The 21,133-nt window shown below is 46.9% G+C and carries 15 protein-coding genes and 1 riboswitch; of the genes, 8 read left to right on the top strand and 7 right to left on the bottom strand.

Annotation, left to right across the window (positions count from 1 at the left end; genetic code table 11):
• Positions 1-8: 8 nt before the first annotated feature.
• Positions 9-1,796 carry an STN and carboxypeptidase regulatory-like domain-containing protein gene (locus tag U0033_RS03300; RefSeq protein ID WP_177318550.1) on the bottom strand — a complete coding sequence of 596 codons (1,788 nt, stop codon included), beginning with the start codon at positions 1,794-1,796 and terminating at the stop codon, positions 9-11.
• A 72-nt stretch (positions 1,797-1,868) separates the two neighbouring features.
• Positions 1,869-2,059, top strand: a riboswitch (cobalamin riboswitch).
• A gap of 107 nt (positions 2,060-2,166) precedes the next feature.
• On the opposite strand from U0033_RS03300, the gene U0033_RS03295 reads away from it, so the two are divergent.
• From U0033_RS03295 to U0033_RS03265, 7 genes are all read left to right on the top strand, one after another.
• Positions 2,167-3,225, top strand: a complete 1,059-nt coding sequence (locus tag U0033_RS03295) for a DUF5074 domain-containing protein (protein ID WP_072357625.1) — start codon at positions 2,167-2,169, stop codon at positions 3,223-3,225.
• Position 3,226: 1 nt separating this feature from the next.
• A complete protein-coding gene (locus tag U0033_RS03290) occupies positions 3,227-5,167 on the top strand; it encodes a TonB-dependent receptor (protein ID WP_072357628.1) in 1,941 nt (646 codons plus the stop codon).
• Positions 5,168-5,171: 4 nt separating this feature from the next.
• Positions 5,172-6,269 (top strand): YncE family protein, encoded by a 1,098-nt coding sequence (locus U0033_RS03285; RefSeq protein WP_072357629.1) that lies wholly within the window; start codon positions 5,172-5,174, stop codon positions 6,267-6,269.
• Positions 6,270-6,272: 3 nt separating this feature from the next.
• Positions 6,273-7,091 carry a hypothetical protein gene (locus tag U0033_RS03280; RefSeq protein WP_072357630.1) on the top strand — a complete coding sequence of 273 codons (819 nt, stop codon included), beginning with the start codon at positions 6,273-6,275 and terminating at the stop codon, positions 7,089-7,091.
• An 88-nt stretch (positions 7,092-7,179) separates the two neighbouring features.
• Entirely contained in the window at positions 7,180-8,283 is a 1,104-nt protein-coding gene (locus U0033_RS03275; protein WP_072357631.1) for a family 20 glycosylhydrolase, read from the top strand.
• Between the two features lie 72 nt (positions 8,284-8,355).
• A complete protein-coding gene (locus tag U0033_RS03270) occupies positions 8,356-8,559 on the top strand; it encodes a cold-shock protein (RefSeq protein ID WP_072357632.1) in 204 nt (67 codons plus the stop codon).
• Between the two features lie 285 nt (positions 8,560-8,844).
• Entirely contained in the window at positions 8,845-9,921 is a 1,077-nt protein-coding gene (locus tag U0033_RS03265; protein WP_072357634.1) for an NADH:flavin oxidoreductase/NADH oxidase, read from the top strand.
• 39 nt (positions 9,922-9,960) lie between these two features.
• On the opposite strand, the gene U0033_RS03260 is transcribed toward U0033_RS03265, so the two are convergent.
• The 5 genes from U0033_RS03260 to U0033_RS03240 all read right to left on the bottom strand — a co-directional run bounded on the left by U0033_RS03260 (position 9,961) and on the right by U0033_RS03240 (position 17,394).
• The gene (locus U0033_RS03260) at positions 9,961-10,404 is read right to left on the bottom strand and encodes a bactofilin family protein (RefSeq protein WP_177318551.1); all 444 of its coding nucleotides are present in this window, start codon (positions 10,402-10,404) and stop codon (positions 9,961-9,963) included.
• A 1-nt stretch (position 10,405) separates the two neighbouring features.
• Positions 10,406-11,461: a ParM/StbA family protein gene (locus tag U0033_RS03255; protein WP_072357638.1), complete on the bottom strand. Its 1,056-nt coding sequence runs from the start codon at positions 11,459-11,461 to the stop codon at positions 10,406-10,408.
• A 262-nt stretch (positions 11,462-11,723) separates the two neighbouring features.
• On the bottom strand, positions 11,724-12,698 hold the full coding sequence (locus U0033_RS03250) for a terpene synthase family protein (RefSeq protein ID WP_143150635.1): 975 nt from the start codon (positions 12,696-12,698) through the stop codon (positions 11,724-11,726).
• Positions 12,699-12,909: 211 nt separating this feature from the next.
• Positions 12,910-14,652 carry an ATP-binding response regulator gene (locus tag U0033_RS03245; protein WP_072357641.1) on the bottom strand — a complete coding sequence of 581 codons (1,743 nt, stop codon included), beginning with the start codon at positions 14,650-14,652 and terminating at the stop codon, positions 12,910-12,912.
• Positions 14,653-14,823: 171 nt separating this feature from the next.
• Entirely contained in the window at positions 14,824-17,394 is a 2,571-nt protein-coding gene (locus U0033_RS03240; RefSeq protein WP_072357643.1) for a M1 family metallopeptidase, read from the bottom strand.
• A gap of 180 nt (positions 17,395-17,574) precedes the next feature.
• Between U0033_RS03240 and U0033_RS03235 the strand changes: the two genes are divergently transcribed.
• A complete protein-coding gene (locus U0033_RS03235) occupies positions 17,575-19,194 on the top strand; it encodes a hypothetical protein (protein ID WP_072357644.1) in 1,620 nt (539 codons plus the stop codon).
• A gap of 140 nt (positions 19,195-19,334) precedes the next feature.
• Here the strand turns inward: U0033_RS03235 and U0033_RS03230 are convergent, their stop codons facing one another.
• The gene (locus U0033_RS03230; RefSeq protein WP_177318552.1) at positions 19,335-21,131 is read right to left on the bottom strand and encodes an ATP-binding protein; all 1,797 of its coding nucleotides are present in this window, start codon (positions 21,129-21,131) and stop codon (positions 19,335-19,337) included.
• Between the last annotated feature and the right edge of the window lie 2 nt (positions 21,132-21,133).

Below are 21,133 nucleotides of genomic sequence, written 5' to 3'. Positions count from 1 at the left end.
CTCTTCTTTTAAAAGAAGCTGAAGCCTACATGCCACCCAAACCAACACCTCATATGGTCGTTAAATGTAAATGCCCCGTAGGGCCCCGGCACTCTCGACTTGTATCCCTCTACATGCGAATCCTCCTCACTAAAATATAATGTAAACGCCGGCCCTATAAAGATCCGTGCATTCTTCCCAATCTCCCTGTTCCACGCCACCTGCAGCCGCGCCAGCGTACCCAGGCTCTTCCTGTTGCCCAGGTACAAATTCTGCTCCGTCAGCTCCACGCTATAGTCTTTAAACGATTTACCCAGGCCATATCCAAAACTGAAGGCCTTCGCACCTTCTACAAAACTGCCCCCTGCTATGATCAGGCTGTACAGCTTACTGTTGCCGGACTTAAACGCCAGGTTGAACGGTAATAACTCTGTATTATATACTAATAACTGGTGATAGCCCCTGCGCACGATGCTAATCACCCCGATACTATATCCGTCAGAAGAATCTGCATAGTTGAACACCCCCACCTGCACGCCTTTCAGTACCCGGACGGCATTGACCACACCCGCCACCTGCAAACCGCTTGCCGTATCCGCCAGATTTATCACACCCGCCAGCTGCGCCACATTGGTTTGCTGCGCCACGTTAAAAACACCCGCTGCCTGCACGCCATGCTCCCTGGCCCTGGTCATATTTCCAATACCGGCAGCCATCAGCCCGTGATGATCTTTCCAGTATACATTTACCACCCCCGCAGCTCCCAGGCCCCTCGTCTCACCGGTAGACACATTAAAGATACCCGCCAGCTGTACACCCTCATATCCTTTTGTCGTCATATTACTAAACCCGGATGCCTGGAGCCCCTTCACCGAGTCCCTCACCTGGTTATGTAAACCACTTAACTGCACTCCATGCATTTTTCCACCCACCACGTTAAACAATGAAGCAAACTGCGCATACTGCACATCTCTCTGATCTATATTAAACGCCCCTGAAATCTCTACACCATTCAAACCCGCGGAATACCCGCCTATAAAATTCAGGGAAACTTTATTCACTACCTGTGAACTCAACTTACCATGCGTGCCTAATCCTGGTAAAAAGGAGGTCTGATAAGGCTGATCTGCGAAGAACTTACTTAGGTTCAATGATTGATAACGCTGTTTGGATGTCAGGAACACCTTTCCAAACCAGGACTCACTAACCCTTGAATACTGGTTCACATCTACGATGCCCAGGGTAATAGGAGGCGCAGGCTTGATACTCACACTGATTTCCTGGTCATAACCGCCAGACACCAACATGATCGTATCCTTATACAGTTCCTTACTCACTGTCAGCATCACGGGCATGGGCCTGTCCTTGTCGCGTTCCCGCAGGCGCAGCCGGTAATAGCCCTGATCATTCGTCATGGTCGAAATGAGTTGCACCCCTTCATATACACTTGCATTATGCAGTGGCTGGCCCGTACTTCCATCAGTAACATGACCACTTACAAAGAAATACTTTTCCCGGTTCGGCTGCAGCAGGACCTGGTTTCCTGCATCCCTGTATGCCATACTTCCCTGGAACAACTGATCGAGTACCTGTTTCACCGTTTTGTTGCCTGCCCTTACCGAGACCAGGCTATCGGCATGCACCATCTCTCTGACATATGAAAAATGAAAATCGCCCTGATGCGCGATCGCATCCAGCACAGCGGACATAGGCTGACGGGTCATAGAAATGGATACAGTCTTACTCAGGTTACCCTGGGCATAGCTACAGGTAAGAGCGCAAAGCAGGACCACAAACAGGAAAAGTTGTCTCAACAAAACGGATTTTTTAAAATTTGCGGCAATATAGGCGAAAAAACGTTTCAATTTGGTTATTCCACCCCCTTGACGTAGGTTTGCACCGCATTTGGTGCTTATCATGTGTAAGCTTAAAAGGGAATCCGGTGCAAAACCGGAGCTATCCCCGTAGCTGTAACCTGAGTATTGTTTCCGGCTCATCTCAATGCCACTGTCCAGCAAGGATGGGAAGGCCGCCGGAATTTCAGGGAGCCAGAAGACCTGCCAGTATGCAATAGATCCATTCAGCGCTTTCGGGTGAAAAGCTTCGGGTTATACAAGTATATCATGCTCGTCATGCTGAATGATCTATTCCGGAAGGAACCTTACAATTTTTACAATTTAAAACAGCATGCAAAGAAAATTACACGCACTCCTGCTAGCATTCACAGTATTCTTCCTGGCTTCCTGTAGCAAAGATGACGACAACACGGTTGCCTCCAAAGGCGCTTACGACAATGGCTACTTCATCGTAAATGAAGGTAATTTCCAGGTAAAAGCCGGAGACCTGAGCTTCCATAACTATAATGCAGATACCCTGTCACAGGACAATTACATTGCTGTAAACACAGGTAGTCCGCTGGCAACCACCACTACCACACTGGAATACGGTACTATCTATAATGGTAAACTTTACCTGGTAACAAATTTCGGAGGTCCGCTGGTCGCTGCGGATGAATATTCCCTGAAAGAAAGCGCCAGGAACTCCAGTCTGCCTGCAAATGGTCATGCTTTTATCGGTATCGATAATACCAGTGGTCTGCTCAGCACCGATAAGGGGATCTACCCTGTAACCCTCTCTTCACTGGCACTGGGTACTAAGATCAGTGGCGTGATCGGCTCAGTGGGCGATATGCTGAAATCAGGCAACTATGTATTTGCCTTGTCAGATAATGGTATCCTTGCACTCAAGGCCGGCGATTACAGCGTAGCAAAGAACCTGGGCACTGCTATAGCAGGTTTTGCACAGGGCAAAGATGGCTATGTTTATGCCGCGCAAACAAATGCCCTGCTGAAGATCGACCCTGCTACCCTGAAAGTGGATACCATTACCACCACCTTCAATGTCCGCTATAATCAATATGTATTCAACAGCAGTTCTATCGTAGCTTCCACGCAGGAAAACGCAGTATATGTACTGGGCGATGACCAGAAAGTATACCGCTATGTATCCGGCAACAACAGCTCCCTGGGCAGTGCTTACATCACCCTGCCTGCTAACCATTACTTTTATGGTAAAGGTATCGGTTACGATGCGGCAAAGAATAGCCTGGTCCTCATTACGAATGCCAGTGTATGGGGAAATGATGCGAATAACACCTTGTATACATACAGCGCTGCAGACGCCAGCCTGAAAAATACACTGAACTACACCGGCTTCTTATATCCTGCCATGGTCGTGTTCCACTAATATGAAAGTAACAAGTATTATATTATTATTCTTTTTGCTGTGCCTTACTTTACAGGCACAGCAAAAAGATACGACCCATACCTTACAGACCATCACCATCTTCTCCACTAAACCCGGTGCCATTACACCCGTTCAAACCCTTGGTGGCAAAGCCCTGGAAAAGATGAATAGCCTCTCCGTAGCAGATGCTGCCCGCTACTTTTCTGGCGTACAGATCAAAGATTATGGCGGCGTAGGCGGCCTCAAAACCCTGAACGTACACAGCATGGGTACCAACCAGCTGGGGGTATTTTATGACGGCATTCAGCTGAGCAATGCCCAGAACGGCACAGTAGACCTGGGCCGGTTTTCCCTTGATAATATTGAACAGATAGACCTCTACAACGCCCAGAAAGGGGTGATCTTCCAGCCTGCAAAAGGATTTGCATCTGCAGCATCTATCTACCTGCAGTCTAAAAGACCTGTCTTTCACGATGCGGAAACCTTACACGGTAAAGCAGGCTTTAAGACTGGTAGTTTTGGACTGATCAATCCTTCCCTGCGGATAGAACAGAAGCTCTCTGCGCGGATGGCCGCCGTAGTCAGCTCAGAATGGACACATGCCGACGGACAATATAAATTCCGTTATCGCTACAATGATTACGATACTACCGCCGTGCGCAAAAACGGCGACATCGATGCATGGCGGGTGGAAGCCGCCATCTATGGCAATGGCAAAGATAGCAGCAACTGGCATGTACAGGGATACTATTATAACTCCGCACGTGGCCTACCCGGTCCGGTGGTAAAAGGGCATTTTGAAAACGGGCAGAGACAATGGGATCGGAATGCATTTATACAGGGAGCTTATAACCAGACTTTTGGTAAATACAGCCTGCAGCTGAATGCCAAGTATATGCTGGATAATGTGCGCTACCTCGATACGGCGATCGTAACGGCAACGGGTCCGCTTATGAATCGTTTCCACCAGCATGAATATTATCTGTCTGCCGCTAACCAGTACCGTATTAAAGACTGGTGGGACCTGGCCCTCTCTGCAGATTTCCAGCTGAACCAGATGACGGCGGTGAACCTGGATCACTTCTCTATACCTACAAGAATTACAACACTGCTGGCAGCTGCCACCCAATTACATTTGCATCGCGTAGATATACAGGGTAGCCTGCTGGCAAGTATCATCAATGAAAGCACAAAGCTTTATACCAGCGGCGGCAATCGCAGGGCATATACGCCAACAATCATTGCCTCCTGGCAACCAGCTGCTATGCCGGCATTACGGCTCCGGGCCTTCTACAAGGAGATCTTCCGCCTGCCAACATTCAATGACCTCTATTATACCACCACCGGCAATCCTACCCTGAAACCTGAATATAGCCGGCAATACGATCTCGGCGCCAGTTATACGAAGACCTCCGATGGCTGGTGGCAATATGTTGCCATCCAGGCCGATGCCTACTACAGCAGGGTTACTGACAAGATCGTAGCCGTGCCCGGGAAGCTTTTTCGCTGGCAGATGCAGAACATAGGATTAGTCAATATCTATGGTATAGATGCAGGCGTGCAAACCTCCCCACGATTCTTTAAAGAGGTGGGTACCAATTTTTCCTTAAAATACACCTACCAAAAAGCGACAGACAACAATGATCAACAGATCGTATATGTGCCGCTGCACAGTGGTTCTGTAACCACGAACCTGTCCTGGAAGGCCTGGGACCTGAACTATAACTTTGTGTATGTTGGCGCACGTTACTATGGTAGTGTCAATATCCCTGAATATTATATAGCCCCCTGGTATACCCATGACCTGTCTTTATCATGGCATATCAGTCAGCTGAAACTAACAGGAGAGATCAATAATATATTCAACCAGTACTACGATGTAATCTATAACTATCCCATGCCGGGGCGTTATTATCGTATGACTGCCAGTGTAAATTTTTAATGATATGAGAAAGTGGATCTTCGTTTTACTGGTAATAAGTGCATGTAGAAAAAGCGGATCTGACAACAGTTCCAGCCAGGTGACACATGTTACAGACAATACAAACCAGACCTCCTTTTATCTACTGAATGAAGGGAATATGGGATTGAACCAGACCTCGCTGGATTATTTCAATGGTGGCAAAGGAGACTACCACCTGAATATATATGGAGAGATCAACCCCACCATTGTAAAAGAGCTGGGGGATGTAGGGAATGACATGAAGATCTATGGTAATAAATTATATGCGGTGATCACCGGATCGGATAGGGTAGAAGTGATGGATAAACATACCGCCAAACACCTGGGAGAGATCAGTGTACGCAGTGGCCGGTATCTTTCCTTCTATAACGGCAAAGCATATATCAGCTCGTTCGCAGCTGCCAGCGGTAGCACAGATGGATCCGGATTTGTTGCCGAGGCAGATACGTCTACCTTCCAGGTATTGCGCACCGTGACAGTAGGCCGTCAGCCGGAAGAGATGGCGATCGCCGGCAGTAAAATGTATGTGGCGAATTCAGGCGGATACACGACCAGTAATTATGACCACACCTTGTCTGTGATAGATTTAAACACTTTTACAGTCAGCAAAACAATTGATGTAGCAGTCAACCTGCACCATGTAAAAGCAGATGGATACGGTAATATATATGTAAGTTCAAGAGGTAATTATACTAACAGGCCTTCTAAATTATACATCGTTAATACAAATACAGATGCCGTCACAGATTCATTAAACCTGGGTGTAAGCAACCTCGCGATCCAGGGAGATTCTGCCTATATTATGAGTGTGGAATGGAGTAATAACACAGGTTCTAATACGATTACTTATGGAATTGTGAATGTAAAAACGAAGTCAATTGTCAGCAATGGGTTTATTCAGAACCAGGCAATTACGACGCCCTATGGGATAGCTATAGATCCTGTGACAAGAGATATTTTAATAACGGATGTAAAGGATTATTTACTGCCCGGCACCTTATATTGCTTTGATAAAACAGGTGCAAAGAAATGGAGTGTTACCACTGGAAATATTCCTTCCCAGATCACCTTTATTCAATAAATTATGAAACACCAGATCTCATTATTCATAGCAGGTATTCTTTTATTCAGCGCTTGTAAAAAGGATGATTCTCCGCTTGTAAAGAGTAAATATATCAGTGCCGTGTTTGAATATAAACCTGCACCCGGGCAATTCGTAAACACCAGTATTGGGGATAGTGCAGCGGCGCAAAAGCTGGTTGGCAGTACGGAGAATCTACTGACACTGGGGGCATTTGGCGGCTATGTGACTTTTGGGTTTGACCACGGCGTGAGCAGGTTTGGGATATATAGCAATGCTATTGCATCCCTGTCAGAACCAGGTGTAGTAATGGTTAGTCAGGATGTAAATGGAAATGGATTACCGGATGATGCCTGGTATGTATTAGCCGGAGATCAGTATAGCAGTGCTGTCAGGAATTATAAGATCACATATTATAATCCGGGTGGATATGCGGATGTAAAGTGGAAAGATAATCAGGGGGATTCTGGTACTGTGGCAATCAATGCTTACCATACACAGACCTATTATCCAACATTTATCAGCGCAAAGGATTCCGTTTCATTCACCGGGATCAAACTGCCGGCTACATTAAAAGACAGTTCCGGGTATATTACAAATCCGGGGCTTGCATTTGGGTATGCAGATAACTGGACGGGCGACTATGGCACCAATGGGTATAATAGTTTTGATGTGGCAAATGCGGTGGATGACAATGGGAATAAGGTAAGTTTGTCTTCAATCAAATTTGTAAAAGTATATACAGGCCAGAATAGCAAGGGGAATGCAACAATTGGGGAGATCTCCACGGAAATAAGGGGAGCGGTTGATCTGAGCTTATAATCCTGTGGAGGATGGGTTGTCACCGACCCCGCGCCTCCGCTGGTGTAATTTCCCTTTGCATAATTAGACTATTTCGTACTTTATCAATATGAAAAACGTCATCTTACTTTCCCTGTTATGCTGCGTAATAGGACATGTTTCCTACGCCCAAACCCAGCCAGATAGCGTATTACCGGTTCGCGGTTTCTGTATCGGATCGCCCTCACCATCCGGGCTGAACGAATTCATAAAATTCATTGACCAGGAGCTGGCACCCCGACAGGTGAATACCCTGATCCTGCGTATCGACTACAACTACAAATACGAAAGCCATCCCGAACTCCGCGACGAGAACCCGCTTTCCAAAGCGGATATTAAAAAGCTGGTAGCTGTATGCAAGAAAAATCACATTCGTTTAATTCCTCAGTTCAACCTCTTAGGTCACCAGTCCTGGGCGGGCGAGGTCTTTTACCTGCTTACCAGATACCCGCAGTTCGACGAAACACCCTGGGTAAAGATGCCGGAGAAATATGAATGGCCGAACGCCGAGGGGCTGTATTGTAAGAGCTATTGTCCGCTGGCACCCGGCCTGCACAAAGTGGTTTTTGAGGTAATGGATGAACTCTGCGATGTATTTGAAACCACTGCCTTCCATGCGGGTATGGACGAGGTATTTTACATAGGAGAGGAGAAATGCCCCCGTTGTGGTGGCAGGGATAAGGCGGAACTCTATGCCGGCGAAGTGGCCACCCTGCGCAATCACCTGGCAGAAAAAGGCCGCCAGCTTTGGATCTGGGGCGACCGCCTGCTGGACGGTAAAACCACCGGTCTGGGCATGTGGGAAGCAAGTATGAACAATACCTCCCGCGCGGTGGACCTGATCCCTAAAGATGTGATGATTTGCGACTGGCACTACGATCGTCCGGAGAAAACACCGGTTTATTTTGCCATCAAAGGGCTGAATGTGATCACCTGCCCCTGGAGAAAACCAACATTTGCCCAACAACAGGTAAAAGATATGATCGCTTTCAGAAATACCGCGACACCCGAAATGAAAGACCGTTATCAGGGCATGATGCAGACCGTATGGTCTAACGCGGAATCCTTTATGGACGAGTATTACGGCCGGAAAACACCTAAGGATACTTTGCAGAGTGCCAGCCGTTGTTTTAGGGTGATGTATCAGGACATTAGTGTGGCTCTTGGTAATTAATTGAAAATTAATATTTGGTAAAAGAGCCTTAATCATTTACCTTTATCCTTTACAAATTTTTAATTTTTTCAAATGACAAACAAATTTCAAGGAACTGTAAAGTTCTTTAACGAGACAAAAGGCTACGGCTTCATTAAACATGATGAATCCAATAAAGAGACTTTTGTTCACGTAAACGGTTTAATCCATGAGATCCAGGCAGACGACCGCGTGGAGTTCGAAGTGCAGGAAGGTAGAAAAGGATTAAACGCAGTTAACGTTCGCCGTATCGACTAAGCTTGCTTTTTCATACACTGAAAAGAATATCCCGGCCCCAAAAGCCGGGATATTTGTTTTATACAGGCATTCAAACTCACCCCCAGCCGCGCCATTTAACTTAAAACCCAGCCTGATTCATCATTGATTCCACCATTCAAACTCCCCGCCCGGCCGCATTATCACAAACATCCCTTCAAACTCACCCCCGCCCCAATCTTTGTTTTTCATAACTCTTCCATTGCTTTTTGCAATCCCCATATCCCCATTTCTCTCTAAATTCGATCACAAAAGAAGAACAATAATATGGCAGCACTATTCACGCCGCTACAGATAGGCGCAGTGACACTCAGGAACAGGATCGTAGTCAGCCCCATGTGCGAATACAGCGCTACAGACGGCTTTGCCAACGACTGGCACCTCGTTCACCTTGGCAGCCGGGCCGTAGGCGGCGCAGGCCTCATCCTCACCGAAGCCATCGCCGTTTCCCCGGAAGCCCGTATCTCACCAGCAGACCTGGGCATCTGGAAAGATGAACACATCGACAAACTCACACACATCGTAGATTTCCTCCATGCCCACGGCGCCGTTGCCGGTGTCCAGCTCGCCCATGCCGGCCGTAAAGCCAGCACCACCGAACCCTGGAAAGGCAATAAACTCGTTCCCACCAGCGAAGGTGGCTGGGAAAATATCATGGCTCCCAGCGCTATTCCCTTTTCAGCGCATTACGGACAGCCAAAAGCGCTTGATAAGGCAGGAATTGATAAAGTTGTCGCTGATTTCAAAGCAGCGGCCGTACGCACGCTCAAAGCAGGGTTTAAAGTGATTGAGATCCATGCCGCCCACGGCTACCTCATTCACCAGTTCCTTTCCCCACTCAGTAATCACCGCACAGATGAATACGGGGGCAGCTTTGAAAACCGGATCCGCCTGCTCAGGGAAATCGTAACCGCCGTTCAGGAAGTCTGGCCAAAGGAAAATCCTTTATTCGTCCGCATCTCCGCCACCGACTGGGTAGCAGGTGGCTGGGATCTGCCGGAAAGCACCCAACTGGCAGGTATCCTGAAAGATGCCGGCGTACACCTCATCGATACCTCCTCCGGCGGCCTGGATCCCAGGCAGCAAATCCCGGTAGGGCCTTTATACCAAACCGGATTCGCTGATCATATCAAAAAGGAAACCGGTATCCAGACCGGCGCCGTAGGCCTGATCACCACTGCCGATGAAGCAGAAATGATCGTGAGCACCGGAAAAGCAGACCTGGTTTTCCTGGCCAGGGAATTACTCAGGGATCCGTACTTCCCGCTGCATGCAGCTCATCACCTGAAAGATGATTCCCTGAAATGGCCCCTCCAGTACGAAAGAGCTAAACCAAGACACTAATGAAAAAGGGCTGTTGCGTATAGCAACAGCCCTCAATATTTAAAACCAACTCGTCGGTTTTTCATCTTCTATCGCCGGCGGCTTCTCAGGCTCAGGCTCCGTATCTACCGGGATCGCATTTTCCAGGTCATTCACATGCTTCCTGATAGCGCCCTCTATCACCGCTTCCTCCTCCAGCTCCAGGATCAAGGCAGTCACATCACCCTTTATATACGCCTTATTACTAATCACCGCCTTATTCGTGATAAAGATATCACCATATACTTTGCCAAAATGGATCAGATCCGTTGCATACACATTACCTCTTATACTCGCGGTATGACCGATCGTCAGCAAACCATTAGTACGCACATCTCCACGAACTGTTCCATCTATACGGCCCGGAATGGGCGACTCAATAGCGCCCTGCACGGACACCTCCTTCGGTATCAGGAACATGCTCTTCCGGAAAGCATTTTTTAGTATTTCTATTATTGCAGACACGTCAGATTTTTGAAACCGCAGATATATTTTCGTCCTCAAAGATGGAGATGATGGATGAGGCATTGCCCAGATCCAATCCCACACTACGCTGATGCTTGTCATCAGAGATCCGCAGTGAATTATAAAGATAACCTATACTGATGAGGTTTTCAGGTTCCGGGGCCACTTCTACCGGAATAAAATCCTTGAACTCTTCCAGGAAGCAATCTGTCAGTTCACGATAATGTGCACCGCCACCCATCAGGTATATCTTGCTACAGCTTTCAAAATCCTGATCCGTAAAGTAATTACGCAGCAGCGGAGATACCACCTCCTTGTAATACTGCTTCAGCAGAACTTTACGGGTTTCTTTGAGGTCAATACGCTTACGGTTTGTAAAAATAGAACCCTTCATGAAGGCATCATCCAGCTGATGCTCATTCTTCATATCCAGGTAATAAGTTTTATTCAGCTCACGGGCCAGGTTGTTAATCGCATACTTAATACCATGACTACTAAAGCAGGTACGGTTTATCAGGCCATCGGCCGTAGCCAGACCGCCTTCTATCGTTCCAAAACCAAAGCTCACCGCAATAAAATTATCATTCTTCTGTTCATTCAGGGTCTTCTTCAACCCAATAATACCACCTACTATTTCAGGGATCACATCAAAACGCTCGATATCCAGCATCCCTTTCTTGACCGTACCCTTATTATTGAAAGTCTGCGTATCATATTCTATCAGGAAATGTCTTTTGCTCAGGAATTGTTCTGCTGCTGCTTTGTAAATATTATAAGTGGAAAATGGGAAGCCCATGGTCACAGACAAAGGCTGTTGTACCTTATCCAATACGTTAACCATAGCGGCTTTGAAGAGTATTTCATAGTCATCTTCCTGGGGAGCTGCATTCGTAATACGCCCCGGGTTAATGCCACCTCTTCTCGCAAGGTTGCCGACTATGTACCAGTTATCGTCTTTCTTGATTTTTAAACCGTTCAACAGGTCTTTTGAGGAATTCTCTGTGTTTCCATACGCTGACTCGAACACGCTGGGAAAACTGATAGCAGATACTTTCATGATAGCAGGATTATATGATTAAAACTTTCTAAAGTGTACAAAATTTAAATATCCGGGTAACCTGGGAAACAGGGGCACCAATCGCTACAATCGCGGGAAGGGTTTATTATTCCCCGCACTACAATGACATTAAATATATAAAATAATATTAAACATTACCTAAAACAAATTTACAGCTAACTTAAAATTATTGATAATCAAGCGGGCGGAACCGGGTAAAACCTGCTTTGACCGACAGCCAAAGCAGGTTTTAATTGTAATGCTATTCAGTTACATAATTGAACTCATACCTTGCCGTGTCATAAATAGACCAATCCATAAATCCCTTCAGCATCGTACCCATGGCATCCAGGTGATGCTGAATCTCACTATCTATACGCAATCCGAAAGAAGGTACCTGTGTCCGCAATGCTTCAAACTGTGCCATCTCCCTGTCATGGATCCGGGCCGTCTCTTCTATGGCCTGCTCCAGGGAAATATTCCGCTCATGTTCAATCACGACCACCAGGTTGTGCTCATCTCCATGCTCAAGCTCTTTGGACAACGAGAACAGGTCATTAGACCAGCAAATGGTTCGCCGTGCCAGCTCCACCAGGCGCTGAAACTCTTCATTTTGCAATACAAAAACGGGCAGATTCTGTTTGGTAGCCACTTCCAGCAGGTCAGTAGCCAGGTTGGCTGCAGCAAAAAAAGGCCGCATTTTCATGTACTGTAGCATGCTCGGATGCCGCTGCGCACGGGAGTTCTCAATCTCCCACATGCCCGCCTCAAATACCGCTTTCAAGCTCAGCGTAAACTGGCACTGCCAGGAAGCACTGCTCAGTCGCCGCATCTTTTCCCAGAAATCGCTGAAAGCCGCCATGATCGGGTTCACAGAAATAGGAATCCGCTTGTTGAACCGCAATACATTCACAAAGCCCCCAATGATACCCTGTACATAATCTGCAGTACGGTACCCCGCAGTCTCTGATGATGCATGGTCCAGTAAATCATCCATAACAAAAAGCAGCGAGTTCAGATCGTTTGCCGCACAAAGAAAATCGTAATCTGCATCCGGGTAAGTCCTGCAGGTCATCCAGGCGAACTTGTAATTTGCGTACTTTTCGTACAGTTCCTCCCCGGACAAAAGTTGAAATTTGTGTAGCCAATTGGTAGTGTGTCTGTCTACCTTGTCTACAAATGGACTGATCCTTGACTCAAAAGGACAGTAAAGCCGCGGAACGTTAATAGTCTTCATACTTGTGTGTATTTTTATGAGTGAAAGAAAAACTAGCTTGGATCAGTTACGGGATAGCGCGGCGGGAACTCCGCAGTTGCACAAGGGAAGACATTCAAAAGTATAAGCGCGGCATTAACGACTAGGAGCCTGTTGAAGGCTGAGTATATGAAAGCATATTACGGGTTGTAAACCAATATTATATAAAGTGAAGATACGGGAAGTATAGGGATTAAAACAGGGCGGGCAGCTTGAGGCAGTTGTTGATCTCCTGGGTCAGTATATTAAAATCAATGGGCTTAGTAACATATCCGGCAACGCCTGCATTCAGCATCGCGTTCCTGCTCTCTTCAAAAACATCACCGGTGGTGATGATAACGGGAATATCTTTTAACTGTGGTATCAATTTAAATTTCTCCAGCAGGGCCAGGGCGTCCATATCCGGCAGATGACTATCCAGCAATACAATATCCGGTGGCTGCTCCTGCATAATACCCAGCGCCTGCTCTCCTGTAGCTGCTGTCAGTAAATGACATCCCAGGCTTGACAAATAACGCGTCAGGTAAATCTGGCTCATCTGGTCATCCTCCACAATCATCATCCGGATATTTGTAAAGGAAGGCAGTGGCGGCATTTCCTTCATCACCGGTTGCACGGGCTGGTTCCCTTCAAATGCCACCAGGGGGAATGCTATACAAAACGATGTGCCCTTTCCCGGGATACTCTCCACCGTAATGGCGCCACCTAATAAACTCACCAGGTGACGTGCAATATGCAAGCCCAGGCCTGTACCATTGGAGAAATCATTCTTACCCGTAGTAAACGGATCGAAGATCTTTTCCAGCTGCTCCTTTTCCATACCCTTACCCGCATCGCGGATCCGGATATAACAGCTGTTCTTTTCGGTAGATACCTGGATGCTGACAGTGGAATTATCAGCCGTAAATTTTATCGCATTAAAAAGGATATTGTTCACAATCTGTGTCAGCTTCACCTTGTCACTGTCGATCTGCGCAGGCATTTGTTGCCGGTCGTAATCCAGCGCTATTTTCACCCCCTTATTCCTGGCAATGTACTGACTGGTGACCACGATATTATCAATCCAGTTCCTTACATCAAAAGGCTCCCGGAATACCTCGTGCATCTTACCCACTTCGATACGTGATAGTTCCAATACGTTATTGATAATTTCCAGCGCATGATAACTCGCTGCACACAGGTGTTCCGCCGTAGCCCGGATGGGCGCCAGCTCCTGCTGCTGCCTGCTCTGGATCACTAATAACTGGCTGATAGAATGAATTGCATTCAGGGGTACCCGGATTTCATGGTTCGTCTCCCGCACAAATACGCTCTTGTAATCATTCGCCTTTTCCAGTTTCTCACCCCGTTCCCGCAGCTCTGCCACAAGAATATCATTCTGGTTCACATAGAGGGCAATAATGAGAATATTCAGACTAAATACAACGCTTATAGCAGAAAAGTGAATGATGCGCTGATTGGTATATCCAAAGGTCAGCGGACTAATAATCCGCAGTTCCTCATTTACCTGTAACAGGACCAGCACAATCACAGTCAGCGACACCGAAATCACCCGGTACTTTCTTTCCTTAATGATCAGGAAACTGGAACCAATTAAAAATATAGCCAGCAGACTTGCTTCTATGACTGCCGATAAGATAATCCCAAAATATAAAGTAGCGAGATTAGGAATCAACTGTGCCAGGAGAGCACCCAGGTTATATTTACCCTTTTTGTTGATCCAGATAATAGAGAAATAAGCTACCCCTTCCAGGGAGGCAGCCGCCAGGATTTCCATCTTCCCGGAAATAGCATAAAAGAACCATGCAAAGAAAGTCGCTAACAACCCAATGACCAACGACATCGTATTCACTTTGATGATACGGGTACGCAGATCCAGGTCATCCACATCAGCACCTGTGTGTGTAATAGTTGTAAGTGTGTCTCTGATATGCATCCGCTTTTGGGTTTATTACAACATGCCTAAATCTTATCCTAATTAGTTGATCCTGATCAATTTGTTGCAATATAACGAACTAAATATAAATGCTACATACAAAAATCGCTTCTACCAGCGGCAGAAGCGATTGATGTAAAATAATATTTTTACCGGAACTTAATTGTTAAATTATTTAAATTCCCCATCCGTTAACCCACTGTTGATTTTCACCTCACTTACCTTGAAGTTAATCTGTTGATTACCACCGATGGTGTTGACCAGGGTGAATGGGAATTTAATACCACTCACATCTTTGTAATCACTGAACTCCAGCATACCGGTTACCTGCTCGCCCTGCTTGTTGATAGACTTCACTTTGTAATAAGTAGCCGCATCAAAATACAGTTCAATCAGTTCACCATCCGGTTCAGTCACGCTCAGCTTATAAGCATCCCGGCCATTGACCTGTTCAAAATCCGGAGACAATACCACTTTCGCACCGTCGCTCAGGTATTGCTTTTCAGGGAAGAGTTCCAGGCTGGATTTCAGTTCATTTCTCATGCTGGCATCCACGGGCATTTTGTTACCCATTTGTTCAGCTACCACACTATCGCCATTGATAATCAGGCGGCTCGCATGTGCCCCCATGGCAGCAATGTAGATGTCCATATAGTACTTGTCAGGAGACTTAAACTTCTTCACCATAGAGATTTCAGTGCCTTGTACGCTGCCGATAGCCGCCATAGACTGGTCTTTAATGCCATTCAGTTTATCGATACCACCTATAGCCGTAAAGTAACGGTTGATGACATCCGTCGCAGTTACACCCGCAGCTACCTTACGTACCTCACCTTTCCAGGTATTGTTGGATGGATCTACATCCGGCAATCCTTTCGCAGGATCGATCACCACACTTGTCAGCTTGGAACTTGTGTTGACTCTAAATGTCCAGGTAGCACCACGTTGCCAGATCTCGGCAGGGAGGCGTACGGTATCAGATTTACCATTACTCTCTGTATAAGCTACGACTGCAGGCAGTACCAGCTGATCGCGGTTTTCGATAGAGATCAGCGCGCCTTTGGAAGGATCACCGCTTACATATTTCACATCTTTCACCGCCTGGTCCAGTGCCCAGTTTTCCAGGAACCAGCCACGCCAGAACCAGGCCAGGTCTTCGCCCGCAGCATTTTCCATGGTACGGAAGAAATCCCATGGTGTAGGATGCTTAAACGCCCAGCGATTGATATAAGTACGGAATGCAAATTCAAAACGCTCCTTGCCTAAGATATAATCACGCAGAATGTTCAGGCCCGCAGATGGCTTGAAATAGGCCGCTGTTCCCAGGTAGCTGTTCTGCACCACATCAGGAATTGTCATGATCGGGTCAGGGCCTACCATGCCACGACCCATGTTCTGCAATGTCTGTGGCGTAAAGTATTCGCCCTTGTTGAATGCCTCGGTAGAACCCTGGTTGATAAAGGTATTGAAGCCTTCATCCATCCAGGCGTATTTACGCTCATTGCTACCCACGATCATCGGGAACCAGTTATGACCAAATTCGTGATCAGTTACTCCCCAGAGACCGGAACCGCTGCTTCTCCAGGAGCAAAATACGATACCCGGGTATTCCATCCCGCTAATGCTGCCGGCTACGTTTGTCGCAACAGGGTAGGTGTATGGAAACCATTGTTTGGAATAATATTCAATACAGCCTTTTACAAATTCAGTAGACCTGATCCAGCCATTCGGGCGCCTGATCGCTTCGGTAGGATATACGGATTGTGCCAAGGCTTTTTTGCCACCAGGCAGGTTTATCCGTGCGGCATCCCATACAAACGCCTTACTCGCCGCCCAGGATACATCTCTTGCATTTTTACATACAAAATGCCAGGTCAGGTTACCTTTGCGTTTATCAGCGGCCTTAACCACGTCGCTGCTATCCCTGATCATCACCGTTTTCTCGCTTTTATAAGCGGCAGCGAGGCGGGATTGTTCTCTGGCAGTCAATACTTCCGCAGGGTTTACGAGTTCCCCGCTACCTACTACCACCAGGCCGGCAGGAACCGTGATCTTATAGTCGAAATTGCCATATTCAAGATAGAACTCAGCTGCACCCTGGTAAGGAATACTGTTCCAGCCCAGGATGTCGTCATATACTTCCATGCGCGGGTACCACTGGGCTACTTCATATAACCATCCGTTCTGGGTCGTTAAGCGGCCCATACGGTCAGTACCATATTGCGGAATATCGAAAGCATACTCAATTTTGATCTTTATAGCAGCCCCGTTAGCAGCCTGTGGCTGTGGCAGGAAGAGCTGCATGCGGGTATCAGTCACCAGGAATTTTACAGGTGTAGATTTGCCACTTGCAACAATACTCACAGATTTGATTTCATTTCCCTTCGTGTAAGACTTGTTGGCAAAACGCCCCCCGCTTACCACAGCAGTTGCAGAACCACGGCTATCTTCCCTGAAAATATTCTGATCCAGCTGCAGCCAGAGGAAAGGCAGCTGATCAGGACTGTTGTTGGTATATGTAATCGCCACGGAACCTGTTAACCGGTGCGCACCTGTATCCAGGGTGGCACTGATGGCATAATCTGCCTTGTTTTGCCAGTATTTGTGGCCTGGAGCACCGGAAGCGCTGCGATACTCATTGCCGTTAGTAGGATAGAATAGAGGACTGAAAGCTGCATGCGGATCATATTTGGGGGCTTCGCTCTGGGCCAGTGCTGCACCAGAGATACATGCTCCTAACATACAAAAAAGTAAGAACTTGTTGCTTCTCATTAGATCATTCAATTGTTAATAATTATGCATAAATATAGTAAAAGGGCCGAAAGGAAAAGCAAAAAAGGATAAAGGGCAAACAATCAGTCTGTTCAGATTAAATATTTGAAAATTAATTATACATTTACATTCATAACCTTTTTATACCCTATGAGATACTTCTGGCAAGGCACCAGCCTTCTTGCCCTGTTATTTGCATCACAACTTTCCGCGCAGGTACCACAGGTACAATTGAGTAATACTTTCCCTGAGCCGGGTGACGGTTTTGATAAGATCTTACTGCTCGATAACAGCTACACTGCTTATCTTCATTTTGATAAGAAAGCAGGCATCATTGTCAACATGTACGATCCGCAGCACCAGGTGGCGGCGACAAATACCCTCCCTTGTAAATTGTTCGATGCAAATGCACTGAACGATTCCGAGATAGATGGTATCTATGAGATCAACGGACAAGTCGTACTCTTCCTCCAGCAACTGGTAAAAATGAAACCACGCCTGTATCGGTTGATCCTGGATGGGAAAACAGGTGCATTGGTAAAAGAAGACCAGCTTGGAGAATTGCCAGGCATCCAACACAGGGATGTGGTCGTGCAGGACAATTTTGCCTCCCACGATTTCTATGTTGCAAAAGACCCTCGTAGCGGATATTATGCGGTAGCATCGTTTGCAGGTGGTGAATTGGATAAGAAAGAAACGCCGGGCGAAAGAGTGCAGGTGTTCCAATATTCACCTGATCACCAGCAGATTGGCCGTAGTACTTCCTACCTGCCTTCAGCTGATTACCCTTATCATGCTTACCTGGACATGGCTGTAGACAAAGACCAGGTATACCTGGCCACCGCTGCACTACGTATACGCAGGAACGTGAAGGATACCAGTGCAATGATAGCCGTATCAAAGATCCATGATACGCAGGTGAGGTACCAGTTGCTGCCATATACCGCTAATATGCAGGATATGCATGCGAATATTCAATACATGCCCGCTTCACAAAAACTTGTATTGCTCTTCACAAATGCTACCGGGAAAGGTACTAAAACATCTGGTATAGACATGCAGCTGAGTTACCTGGATGCCGGTACTTTAGAAGAATATCGTCATCAGCCGGTAGCCCTGGATAAGGTGAGCAGCTACGCGCAGGAGAAGCTGAAATATGCGGGCGCTTATACCGGTGTTCCCCAGCGTATGATCACTACAGATGATGGTAAAGCGACTATCTTATTTGAAAATATTGCCCTCTTTAATTCCAGTGGCACCAATGCCTGGAACAACCTGCATACCAATATGAATGATATCGGTATTGTTAGTTTAGATAGTAGTGGGCTTGCAGTAGCAGGGATCGCGCAAATCAAGATGCAGATTGCAAACGGATTGTATGATCCTATGTTCCTGTACCGCCGTAGTAAAGGACAATGGATGTTCCGTAACAGGATACAGGCACTGAATACCACGCCATACCTGTCTTATGAGTACCTGCATACAAAGCATGGTAATTTTGTGTTGTTCAATGACTACCTTGCTTACCTGGATCCTGGTGGCGTGTATACGGATAAGAAACCGTTGCGCTACCTGGCAGAGGCAAATGCTGTTTGTTATAATGCAGCAGGGGAGCGGTTGTTCCTGTTTGGCACACCGGAGACATACAAAGGATTTTATTGCATGCTGGGCGCCAGTGATTATAAAGAGGAAAAGAGCCAGTATGTGACGCTACTGATTACGAGAAAAGGGGAGAACAGGATGGCGAATATTGCCTGGGTGCAGTTTTAACATCATTCTTAAATAGAAAGGAACCTGTATCAAATTCATGATACAGGTTCTTTCATTATATGCACCCTCTATTAATCCACAAATAATTACACAGGTTACAAGGCCCATCACTTCTAATAACCACTCTCCCGAACATCCTTCTATTCAATATACTTCGTCAGCGTCGCATGCAGGGCCTTAAACTCAATCGGCTTCACTAAATAATCATTCGCGCCCGCATTGATCATCTCCTCACTGGCACCATTAAACGCATCTCCGCTCGCAATAATCACCGGCACATTCTTCAACACATCGTCCTCCCGGATCTGCGTCAATGTATCCATCCCACTCATTCCCGGAATATGCGCATCCAGGATGATAATATCCGGCTTGGAAGCCCGGCCTAACAACATTCCTTCCACACCATTACCTGCCACCGTGACCCTGCTACCCAAACTTGACAAAAACCGGGTCAGGATCATCTGGCTCATTTTATCATCTTCTATGATCAGGATGGCGGCAGCATTGAGATGCAGCATTCTTCCCGGCACTTCCGCTGCTACCTTGCCAGGTTGCCGGGAAACTCCTTCCAGTGGCAAATTCACCATAAACGTGGTGCCCACACCTTTCTTACTTTTTATTTCTATACTTCCGCCCATGGCCTCCGCCAGGTGCCGGGTAATGTGCAGGCCCAAACCGGTGCCTTCCTGGAAGATATTCCGCTCAGATACAAATGCCTCGAAAATAGTCGACTGCCGGTCCTCACTAATCCCATCTCCCTCATCGGCCACGGTAATAAACCACCTGTCTCCCTTCACAAATATGTGAATAAAAACATTGCTTTCGCTTGCGGTGAATTTGATCGCGTTCGACAAGAGGTTGTTAAGCATCTTGGTCAGCAGCAGCTTATCTGCCATCAGGAATTCCGGCATCTCCTCGGCTATATTATAGCGGATCCGCACCATTTTAATCCCTGCTATATACTGGTGAATATTGACCACATTTTCCAGCCATTCCCGGACGTCCAGTGATGAACTCTCGGCCATATCCGCCTTACCGGCTTCGATCCGAGAAAACTCCAGTACATTGTTAATGATTTCCCGGGTGTTAAAACTGGCGGCATACAAATGATCGGCCAGCAGCCGGATGGGAGCGAGGTTCCTGTCCTGCGCCACCTTGAGCTGCAGTAGCTGACTGATACCGAAGATGGCATTCAGCGGCGTACGGATCTCATGACTGGTTTCCCGTACAAAAACCGTCTTCGCATCTGTGGCCCTGGCCAGTTTTGCCGTGAGCGCTTCCAGGTCTGCATTGTGCAAGCGCACCCCTTCCAGCATTTCCTGCACATGCAACATTTCCCGGTTCCGCAGGCGGTCTACATGCTTAACATAAAAGGAAAACACCAGCAGATCCAGGACCAGGATCCCGGGAATAGTGACCCAGCGGATCACGAACTCAGTCGTAACAGTGTTTACGAAATTCAGCAGGGGCGGAAAGAATCCAAAGTACATATTGACCTCACCGGCCATAAAACAGCCAATAGTAATGCCAATCATCATCCTTCTCTGGGAAGGTTTTTGAAAAAGTAGTAATGATAAACCGATCAGGAAAATAAACAAGAGATGAATTTCAGTGACCCGGCCCATAACGGCGCTGTAATATTGAATGGTCACATTGTTCACTACAATCAGTAGTGTGCTGGCGAGAGTGTGTTTTCCAAGCCCGTTCAGACAAATGATAGAAAAAAAGGCAAGGGCTGCTGTGATAGCCGGCCATACAAAGATTTGGTTTCCAAGAAGGTAGTGGCAGCATACGCTGAAGGATACACATATTACAGCACAGATCAGACACAAGGCGTTGACAATTCGTATAGTTCGCTGTGTGTCTTCAACCTCCTGCAATGAAGTTCCCTTCACGTTACTGCAGCCAGTAGTAACGATTCGTTGTAGTAGGTTCATGT

This window comes from Chitinophaga sancti (assembly GCF_034424315.1).
In the GTDB taxonomy this organism is placed as follows: Bacteria; Bacteroidota; Bacteroidia; order Chitinophagales; family Chitinophagaceae; genus Chitinophaga; species Chitinophaga sancti.
Note: the sequence above shows the minus strand (reverse complement) of the source record. Positions and strands in the feature narration are given on the sequence as shown.

Bases quoted from the DNA above. Each gene is read 5' to 3' on its own strand.
- U0033_RS03295 (WP_072357625.1), top strand. From the start codon at position 2,167: ATGCAAAGAAAATTACACGCACTCCTGCTAGCATTCACAGTATTCTTC.
- U0033_RS03290 (WP_072357628.1), top strand. From the start codon at position 3,227: ATGAAAGTAACAAGTATTATATTATTATTCTTTTTGCTGTGCCTTACT.
- U0033_RS03285 (WP_072357629.1), top strand. From the start codon at position 5,172: ATGAGAAAGTGGATCTTCGTTTTACTGGTAATAAGTGCATGTAGAAAA.
- U0033_RS03280 (WP_072357630.1), top strand. From the start codon at position 6,273: ATGAAACACCAGATCTCATTATTCATAGCAGGTATTCTTTTATTCAGC.
- U0033_RS03275 (WP_072357631.1), top strand. From the start codon at position 7,180: ATGAAAAACGTCATCTTACTTTCCCTGTTATGCTGCGTAATAGGACAT.
- U0033_RS03270 (WP_072357632.1), top strand. From the start codon at position 8,356: ATGACAAACAAATTTCAAGGAACTGTAAAGTTCTTTAACGAGACAAAA.
- U0033_RS03265 (WP_072357634.1), top strand. From the start codon at position 8,845: ATGGCAGCACTATTCACGCCGCTACAGATAGGCGCAGTGACACTCAGG.
- U0033_RS03255 (WP_072357638.1), bottom strand. From the start codon at position 11,461: ATGAAAGTATCTGCTATCAGTTTTCCCAGCGTGTTCGAGTCAGCGTAT.
- U0033_RS03250 (WP_143150635.1), bottom strand. From the start codon at position 12,698: ATGAAGACTATTAACGTTCCGCGGCTTTACTGTCCTTTTGAGTCAAGG.
- U0033_RS03245 (WP_072357641.1), bottom strand. From the start codon at position 14,652: ATGCATATCAGAGACACACTTACAACTATTACACACACAGGTGCTGAT.
- U0033_RS03240 (WP_072357643.1), bottom strand. From the start codon at position 17,394: ATGTTAGGAGCATGTATCTCTGGTGCAGCACTGGCCCAGAGCGAAGCC.
- U0033_RS03235 (WP_072357644.1), top strand. From the start codon at position 17,575: ATGAGATACTTCTGGCAAGGCACCAGCCTTCTTGCCCTGTTATTTGCA.
- U0033_RS03230 (WP_177318552.1), bottom strand. From the start codon at position 21,131: ATGAACCTACTACAACGAATCGTTACTACTGGCTGCAGTAACGTGAAG.